Source organism: Saccharothrix sabaoui (assembly GCF_051756985.1).
Lineage (GTDB): Bacteria > Actinomycetota > Actinomycetes > Mycobacteriales > Pseudonocardiaceae > Actinosynnema.
In genome coordinates this window covers 1-7,476 of sequence record NZ_JBPKJK010000001.1, presented here as the reverse complement: position 1 = coordinate 7,476, position 7,476 = coordinate 1, and the positions used below count along the sequence as shown (strand labels likewise).

At 70.7% G+C, this 7,476-nt stretch carries 7 protein-coding genes; 2 read left to right on the top strand and 5 right to left on the bottom strand.

Going from position 1 to position 7,476, the window contains the following annotated elements; genetic code table 11:
- Positions 1 to 90: 90 nt before the first annotated feature.
- Genes ACR807_RS00035 through ACR807_RS00020 form a run of 4 tightly spaced genes read right to left on the bottom strand, consistent with a single transcriptional unit; the run spans position 91 to position 3,439 of the window.
- Positions 91 to 1,230 carry an acyl-CoA dehydrogenase family protein gene (locus tag ACR807_RS00035; RefSeq protein ID WP_438919047.1) on the bottom strand — a complete coding sequence of 380 codons (1,140 nt, stop codon included), beginning with the start codon at positions 1,228 to 1,230 and terminating at the stop codon, positions 91 to 93.
- The gene (locus tag ACR807_RS00030; RefSeq protein ID WP_438919046.1) at positions 1,223 to 1,519 is read right to left on the bottom strand and encodes a phosphopantetheine-binding protein; all 297 of its coding nucleotides are present in this window, start codon (positions 1,517 to 1,519) and stop codon (positions 1,223 to 1,225) included. The genes ACR807_RS00035 and ACR807_RS00030 overlap by 8 nt, the downstream gene beginning before the upstream one ends.
- On the bottom strand, positions 1,512 to 2,537 hold the full coding sequence (locus ACR807_RS00025) for an HAD-IIIC family phosphatase (RefSeq protein ID WP_438919045.1): 1,026 nt from the start codon (positions 2,535 to 2,537) through the stop codon (positions 1,512 to 1,514). Before ACR807_RS00025 ends, ACR807_RS00030 begins: the two co-directional genes overlap by 8 nt.
- Positions 2,538 to 2,584: 47 nt before the next feature.
- Positions 2,585 to 3,439, bottom strand: coding sequence for a 3-hydroxyacyl-CoA dehydrogenase family protein (locus tag ACR807_RS00020; RefSeq protein ID WP_438919044.1), 855 nt, complete (start codon positions 3,437 to 3,439; stop codon positions 2,585 to 2,587).
- A gap of 1,092 nt (positions 3,440 to 4,531) precedes the next feature.
- Here ACR807_RS00020 and ACR807_RS00015 point away from each other — a divergent pair.
- Entirely contained in the window at positions 4,532 to 5,272 is a 741-nt protein-coding gene (locus ACR807_RS00015) for a methyltransferase (RefSeq protein WP_438919043.1), read from the top strand.
- Positions 5,273 to 5,389: 117 nt separating this feature from the next.
- Here the strand turns inward: ACR807_RS00015 and ACR807_RS00010 are convergent, their stop codons facing one another.
- Positions 5,390 to 5,917, bottom strand: a complete 528-nt coding sequence (locus tag ACR807_RS00010) for a MarR family winged helix-turn-helix transcriptional regulator (protein ID WP_438919042.1) — start codon at positions 5,915 to 5,917, stop codon at positions 5,390 to 5,392.
- A 74-nt stretch (positions 5,918 to 5,991) separates the two neighbouring features.
- On the opposite strand from ACR807_RS00010, the gene ACR807_RS00005 reads away from it, so the two are divergent.
- Positions 5,992 to 7,182, top strand: a complete 1,191-nt coding sequence (locus tag ACR807_RS00005) for an FAD-dependent monooxygenase (RefSeq protein WP_438919041.1) — start codon at positions 5,992 to 5,994, stop codon at positions 7,180 to 7,182.
- Positions 7,183 to 7,476 lie beyond the last annotated feature (294 nt).

Genomic DNA, 7,476 nt, shown 5'->3' with positions numbered 1-7,476 from the left:
CGCCACCTCACCACCCCGGTCACGCGGGATGCCTGCCATGACGACCTCCGGGGTGCTCGCGACGCGCGGGACCTGACACGGTTCATTGCCCTAGTTCTTCCTGGCGTGCTTCTTGTAGCCGAAGTCGGCGATCATGACCTGCTGCAACTGGGAGGTGCCCTCGATGACCTCGAGGATCTTCGCCTCCCGGAACAGGCGTTCCGCCGGGAAACCCGACCAGCACCCGTTCCCGCCGAGCACCTGGACCGCGTCCGACGTCGCGCGCTGGGCGATCGTGGACGAGAAGTACTTCGCGATGTTGGTCTCCATCGCCGCGTCGGCGCTGCGCGCCGCCAGGAAGCGGCCCGCGCGCCGGCACAGCTCCCTGGCCGCGGCGACGTTCGTGACGGCGTCCGCGACCATCTTCTGCACCAACTGCTGCGTGCCGATCTTGACGCCGAACTGCTCGCGGCGCGTGGCGTAGGAGCACATCTCCTCCAGCGCCGCCTGGGCCAGCGCGACCCCCGCCCACGCGATGCTGTACCGACCGTGCAGCAGCGCCGTGTTCACCACGAAGCCGAAGCCCGCGCCGATGCCCGCGACGAGGTTCTCCGCCGGCACCTCGACGTCGGTGAGGACGACCTCCGCGATGTGCGTCGCCCGGTTGCCCAGGAACCCCGACATCGGTCGGGTGTCCACGCCCGGCGCGTCCCGCTCCACGACGAACGCGCTCGTGACGCCGTCGTCGGAGGCGATCACCAGGAACAGGTCGGCGATCCCGGCGAACGAGGTCCACTTCTTCCGCCCGTTGAGGACGAACGCGTCGCCCTTCCTGGTGTAGGTCGTGGCCACCGCGGCGGCGTCGGACCCGGCGTCCTCCTCGGACAGCGCGAAGCAGGCGATCCTCTCGCCGCGCGCGAGCGCCGGGAGGTACTTCTCCTTGAGCCGCTTCGACGCCAGCTCCACCAGCGTCCCGGCCACGATGGACGTGTGCACGGTCAGCAGCGCCCGCGTGGAGGCGCACGCCTTGCCGATCACCTCGGTGAGTTCCCCGTACTCCAGCGGGTCCAGGCCGAGGCCGCCCCACTTCTCGGGGATCGACGCGCCGAGGAACCCCTCGTCCGCCATCCTCTTCACGACGTCGGGCGGCAGGTGCTCGTCGCGGTCGAACGCGGCGGCCCTGGGCGCCAGCTCGGTGTCCGCGAACGACCTGGCCCTCGCGAGGACGTCGGACCGGTCGACGTCACCCACCCGACGGGCTCTTCAGGTCGGCGACCATGTCCGCGAGGCGGCGGACCGAGCTGAAGTTCCGCAGCACGATGTAGTCGTCGGGCACCTCCACGTCGAACGTCGACTCGACGTGGTGCAGGAGCTGCATGGCGAACAGCGACGTGAAGAACCCCCGCTCGAAGATGTCGTCGTCGTCGTGGAGCTCGACGTCCTTGAACGCGGTCATGTTCTCCCGCAGGTAGGCCCGGATGTTGGCCGCGGCGTCCGCCACCGTGACGTCTGCCATGTTCACCACCGCCTCGTCACGCATCGATCTCGACCTTGATGTACTCGGGGTACTCCTGGCGCACCGCGAGGTCGTTCTCGTACAGGTGGTCGCTGCCCTCGCTGCTCACCACGCGGAAGTTCGCCAGCTGGTAGGTCACCAGCATCTGGCGGTTGCGGTCCGTGCGGCGGAAGCGGGCGAACAGGCGCTTGCCGTCCTCGGCCGCCCGCTTGACCAGGAAGGACAGCAGGACCGTGCCCACGCCCTTGGACACCGTGCGGCAGGACATGAGCAGGAGGTTGATCGTCCAGCGGTCGTCCTGCTTCTCCACCAGCGCCATGCCGATCTTGCCGTAGGAGCCGTAGCGGTCGGTCAGCTCGCACACCCACAGGTCGTGGTCGGCGCTGCGCACGAGTTCGTCGAGCTGCTCGTGCGAGTACTGGATGCCGGTGGAGTTCAGCTGGTTGGTGCGCTCGGTCAGCTCTTCGAGCCGCAGCAGGTCGTCGTCCTTCGCCCGGGAGACGGTGAAGACCATGCCCAGGCCGGCCAGGAACTCGTCCGCGGCGCCCCGGTGGTCCAGCTCGGCCTCCCGGCGCGCCCGGTCCTCCAGGTACATGAGCCGGCGGCGGCTCGCGTCGGCGGTCACCACCCCGGGGCTGAGGCGCGGCATGGAGAGCAGGGTGGCCAGCAGCGCCGAGTCGACCGTCTCGACCTCGGGGTGGGCGAAGGCGACCTCGTCGCGCTCGAACGGCTGGTCGTCCACGAACATGATCGTGTCGATGCCGATGTTGAGCTTCTCGCGGATCGCGGCGACGGAGCTGGACTTGCTGTTCCAGTTGATCTGCGGGTACAGGAAGTACTCGGCGAGGCCCAGCGCCTCCAGCTCGCGCATCGCGTCGTCGTGGTTGTTCTTGCTGGCGACCGACTGGAGGATGCCGCGGGCGTCCAGGGTCTTGACCAGGTCCACGACGCCGTCGCGCGGGACGAGGTCGTCGCCCGCCGACAGGGTGCCGTGCCACAGCGTGTCGTCGAGGTCCCACACGACGCACTTGACCATCTTCATGAATCGACGTCCCCCAGGGTGTTCGCTGCCGCTGCCGTTCTCGTGGGTCAGCGCTTCGAGTACGTGTAGAACCCCTGGCCGCTCTTCCGGCCGAGCAGACCGGCGGCGACCATCTTCTTCAGCGTCGGGCAGCACCGGAACTTGCTGTCCTGGAACTCCTCGTAGAGCACGTTCAGGGAGTTGACGACGGTGTCGAGCCCGATGAGGTCGGCCGTCTCCAGCGGCCCCATCTTGTGCCCGTAGCCGAGCTTGAAGATCGCGTCGACCTGCTCGGGCTCGGCGACGCCGTCGTGCACCAGGAAGGCCGCCTCGTTCATGAAGAGGTGCGACAACCTGTTGGACACGAACCCGGGCGCGTCGTTGACCACGATGGACTGCTTGCCCAGCGAGCCGACGAACTCCTCCGCCCGCTTGACCGTGTCGTCGGAGGTGTGGAAGCCGCGCACGACCTCCGCGCACCCGAGCAGCGGCACGGGGTTCATGAAGTGGATGCCCACGACGTCGGCGGGCCGTGCCGTGCACGCGGCGAGCTTGGTGATGGAGATGCAGCTCGTGTTCGCGGCGATCTTCGCGTCCTCGCCGCAGACGTCGCGGAGTTCGAGGTACAGCCGCTCCTTCGCGGCGAGGTCCTCGACGATGTTCTCGACGATCCAGTCCGCCCCGGCGAGGTCGCCCAGGTCCGCGCTGAAGCGGATGCGGCCGAGGACCTCGTCGGCCTTCCACGAGGCCGTGGTCGGGGACATCATCCGGAACTGCCGGACGAGCCCGCGGACCTCGCGGGGCGCCGCGGCCAGCACCTCGGGGTCGTGGTCGGACAGGACGACGTCGTAACCGTTGGCGGCGCAGGTGATGGCCACGTCCTTGCCCATCACACCCGCGCCCACGACCCCTACTACTGCCATCCCCAGCCGCCCCCGCGTGTAACGAATGGTGCGCGCAAAGCGCGCGAACGTCCCGCACATTCTTTTCGCGCACGTCACCCACCGACGACATGCCAAAGCCGGCACAACGTCGGGAACGGGCTTCGCGCCGATTTCACCGTTCTTCGGGTGCGGCCACCCGAAAAATCGGGCGCAGCGTGCCCGAACCGTGCGAGGTCAACCCCTACTGGCCACTGTCGCCCGAGAAGAGGCTTTCACTACGCCGTTTGCGCGCTACGTCCGGTTCGCACCTTCCGTGCGAGGGACAATACACAGAACGCCGCAGAAGCGTAAAGGTTTCACCGAAGCTACAGCAGGTAGTCGAGTGCTCGCTGACCGTGCACGGCCGGACATTTCCGCACTTACCGGGAAGCGGGGCGGATAACGCTTCGCAGCCGATCACCACGATGCATCGACCCCGGTCGCCGGCGTCGGGTATTGCCGCCTCCGACCCCGACGAGGATCGCGCGCGAGGGGGAGTACCGCCCGCGCGCATCGGCGAACCAGCACGCCGCGGGACATTCCCGCGAACCCGACAGCCCGTCGACCACCCTCGCCGCCAGGGCACCTCACAGCGATGCGACCTGCGCAGATGAGCGCGAAGCGCTCCGCACGGCGCGTTTTCGGCCGTCCCGCGCCCGGCACCGCACGGGGTGCCCGAAAATTTGACGGAAATTTCGCGTGAAGTTAAGGCAAGACCGATGGAACCGCTCCCAGACGGTCCCCCCAGTACAGCCGAAAGCGACTGCGGTCACTACGTGGTACCGCATCGGAGGGCCACCGTCTCATTTCGCGAAGATTCCCCGACAAATTACGAGGATCACTCGTTTCGCAGGTCTGCCGGTTCCTGGAGACCTGTTCCGCAGGCGTGGACCGGGACATCTCGGAAACCGCTGTAAATCCGTTCCGGGGACGGGGTCGAACGTACCCTTGTCGCTTCCGGGGGCACCGTCTAACATGCCGGGAAGCCGATGGGGGCAATGCGGGTTCTGCGCGCGGCCCGGGCGTGCCCGGCACTGGATTCGTCGTCCGCCGATTCGCCTCGGCGAAACTCCCGACCACCAGGGGACAACCGTGGACAGAACGTTTGCCGAAGACGTCGGCGAGTGGCTCGTCGCCCAGGCCGACGACCTCCTGAAGGTCGGCGGCACGAAACAGCTCATGGGTTTGGACTGGACCGTCCTGCCCGAGGTGTGGCCGCCCGACCCGGCGACCGAGGTGTTCACCTCCGCCCTGCCGTTCGGCCCCGGCACGCGGTTCCTCGAAATCGGGTGCGGCGCCGGCGTGACGAGCGTGGTGGCCGCCCGGAGCGGGTGCCGGCGCGTCGTCGCGGCCGACATCAGCCCGGCCGCCGTCGCCAACACCGAGCTGAACGCCAAGGCCCACGGCGTCGAGCACGAGGTGGAGGCGCTGACGAGCGACCTGTTCCACGAGTTCGGGCCGACGGACGTGTTCGACCTGGTCGTCTCCAACCCGCCCCTGGTCCGGGCACGCGTGGACCGCACCTACGACCGGCTGATCGAGCGGTCGGTGTTCGACCCGGGGTACGCCCTCCACCAGCGGTTCTTCCACGAGGTGAAGCCGCACCTCGCCGAGGGCGCGCGCATCTTCATGAACACGAGCGACACGATGGGCGACCCGAAGTCGATCGTGGCCCTCGCCGTGCGGATGGGCTTCGCCGTGCGGAAGCACCACTCGAACCGGATCGAGATCCCCGGCTCGCTGATCGGCTGGACCCCGGCCATCGCCGCCGCCGCGGACGAGCACGGCATGGTCCACATCGAGTCGTCGATCTACGAGTTCCAGCTGATCTGACCGGACCCCGTGCGGCGACCGTCCACTTCGGAGTGCGGCGGCCACGGCCCCTCCCGGGGCGTGCGCCGGCGTCCCCGGCGGGTGCGGACAGGTACCCGGCCGGGGAGGCCGGCAGCGTCACCCGACCCCGGTCCGCCCCTCCCGCCCCCCGGCGGCGTCCCGGGCGAGGCGTTCGTTCGCCCGGCCGGCGGCCTCGGTGAGCCCGGCCAGGAAGGCGATGACGACGCGCAGCTCGTCGGGGTCGGCGGCGCGGAGGGTCGCCGCGACCTCGGTCCCCGCGAAGGCGAGGAACCCGCGCACCCGTTCGCGCGCCGCCGGGTCGGGGCGCAGGGTGACCCGGCGGCGGTCGGCGCTCTCGCGGCTGCGGTGGACGTGACCGGCGGTTTCGAGCCGGTTCAGCAGCACCGTCGTCGAGCCCGAGGTCATGCCGATCCGCCGGGAGAGCCGGGCGGGCGACAGCGGCGCGCCCGCCTCGGCCGCCCAGATGACGTGGCTCAGGGCGTTGGCGTCGGAGACCGGCAGCCGCAGCCAGGTCGCGAGGTGCCTCGTCAGCCCCTCCAGGCCGACCACCAGGTCGCGCAGGCGGTGCACCACCTCCACCCGGTCCGCCGGCCAGTCGAACGTCAGCGGGTCGACCTCTGTCACGCACACCCCTTCACCGCGAAGTAGCTTCACCGTAAAGCACGGCATCCGGTCGTGCGATCACACCGGAGCAGGGCATGACCACACCGCACGCGGTGGTTTCCGGCGCGAACATCGCCGGCCTCTCGGCCGCCCACTGGCTGCGGCGCACCGGGTGGGACGTCACCCTGCTCGAACGCGCGGCGGCGTTCCGCGACGGCGGGCAGAACGTCGACCTGCGGGGCGTCGCCCGCGAGGTGCTCGACCTGATGGGGCTGACCGAGGCGGTGAGGGCGCAGAACACCACCGAGACCGGCACGGTCCTGGTCGACGGCTCGGGCGGCGTGGTCGCGGAGCTGCCGTCCGACGGCCCGGACGGCGCGACCGCCGAGTTCGAGGTCCTGCGCGGCGACCTCGCCCGCACCATCCTCGAACACCTGCCCGCGGGGGTCGAGGTCCTCTACGGCGACACCGTCGCCGAGGTCGACAAGGACGCCGACGCGGTCACCGTGACCACGGCGTCGGGCCGCACCCTGCGCGCCGACCTGCTCGTCATCGCCGAGGGCGTCCGCTCCGCGACCCGCGACCGGCTGTTCGGCGACGCGGTCGACCGCCGCGAACTCGGGATCACCATGGTGTTCGGCACGATCCCGCGCACGCCGGGCGACGACGACCGGTGGCGGTGGTACAACGCCGTGGGCGGGCGGCAGGTCCACCTCCGGCCGGACAACCACGGCACCACCCGCGCCATCCTCGCCCACGCGCGCGGCGACGACCTCGTGGACCTCGACCGCGCGGACACCCTCGCCCGGCTCCGCGACCGCTACGCCGACGCCGGCTGGGAGGCGCCCCGCGTCCTCGACGCCTTCGGCACCTCCGACGACGTCTACGTCGACCGCCTCACCCAGGTCCGCATGCCCACCTGGCACCGCGGGCGGGTGTGCGTCGCGGGGGACGCGGCCTGGTGCGTCACCCCGCTGGGCGGCGGCGGCGCGTCGCTGGCCCTCGTCAGCGGGTACGTCCTGGCCGCGTGCCTGTCCACCGCCGAGCACCCCGGGAGCGCGCTCACCGCGTACGAGGAGTGGATGCGCCCCCTCGTCGACGACGTCCAGCGGCTCCCGCGCGGCCTGGAGCGCGTCGCCTTCCCGCGGACCCGGTTCGGCCTGGCGCTGCGCGACCTGGTCGCCAAGGCCCTCACCTCACCGCCGCCGGCGTCCCTCACCGCGAGGATCGGCCGGGTCGCCGCCACCGACCGCGCGCTGCCGCGCATCGCACCGGCCGGGGCCTGACCGGTCCGGGCCTGGTGGTCAGGGCCTGGTGGTCGGGGCCCGACGGTCCGGGCCTGGTGGTCGCGGGCCGACGGTCCGGGACCACCGCCCGCGACGCCTGTTCAGCGGTCGTGGCCCCGGCCCGGCGCGAGGAGCCTGGGCCCATGGGACCTCGATACAGCAGGCGCTTCACCGTCGCCGTGGTCTGCACCGCGCTGTCCGGCCTCCTCGTCGGGGTGGGCGTCGCGTACGGCGGCGCGGTGGTCGTGCTGCCGGCCGTGCTGTGCACCCTCGTCTTCACCGTGCTGGCCGCCC

Coding starts and splice junctions, on each gene's coding strand:
- ACR807_RS00030 (WP_438919046.1), bottom strand. CDS start 1,519: ATGCGTGACGAGGCGGTGGTGAACATGGCAGACGTCACGGTGGCGGAC.
- ACR807_RS00025 (WP_438919045.1), bottom strand. CDS start 2,537: ATGAAGATGGTCAAGTGCGTCGTGTGGGACCTCGACGACACGCTGTGG.
- ACR807_RS00020 (WP_438919044.1), bottom strand. CDS start 3,439: ATGGCAGTAGTAGGGGTCGTGGGCGCGGGTGTGATGGGCAAGGACGTG.
- ACR807_RS00005 (WP_438919041.1), top strand. CDS start 5,992: ATGACCACACCGCACGCGGTGGTTTCCGGCGCGAACATCGCCGGCCTC.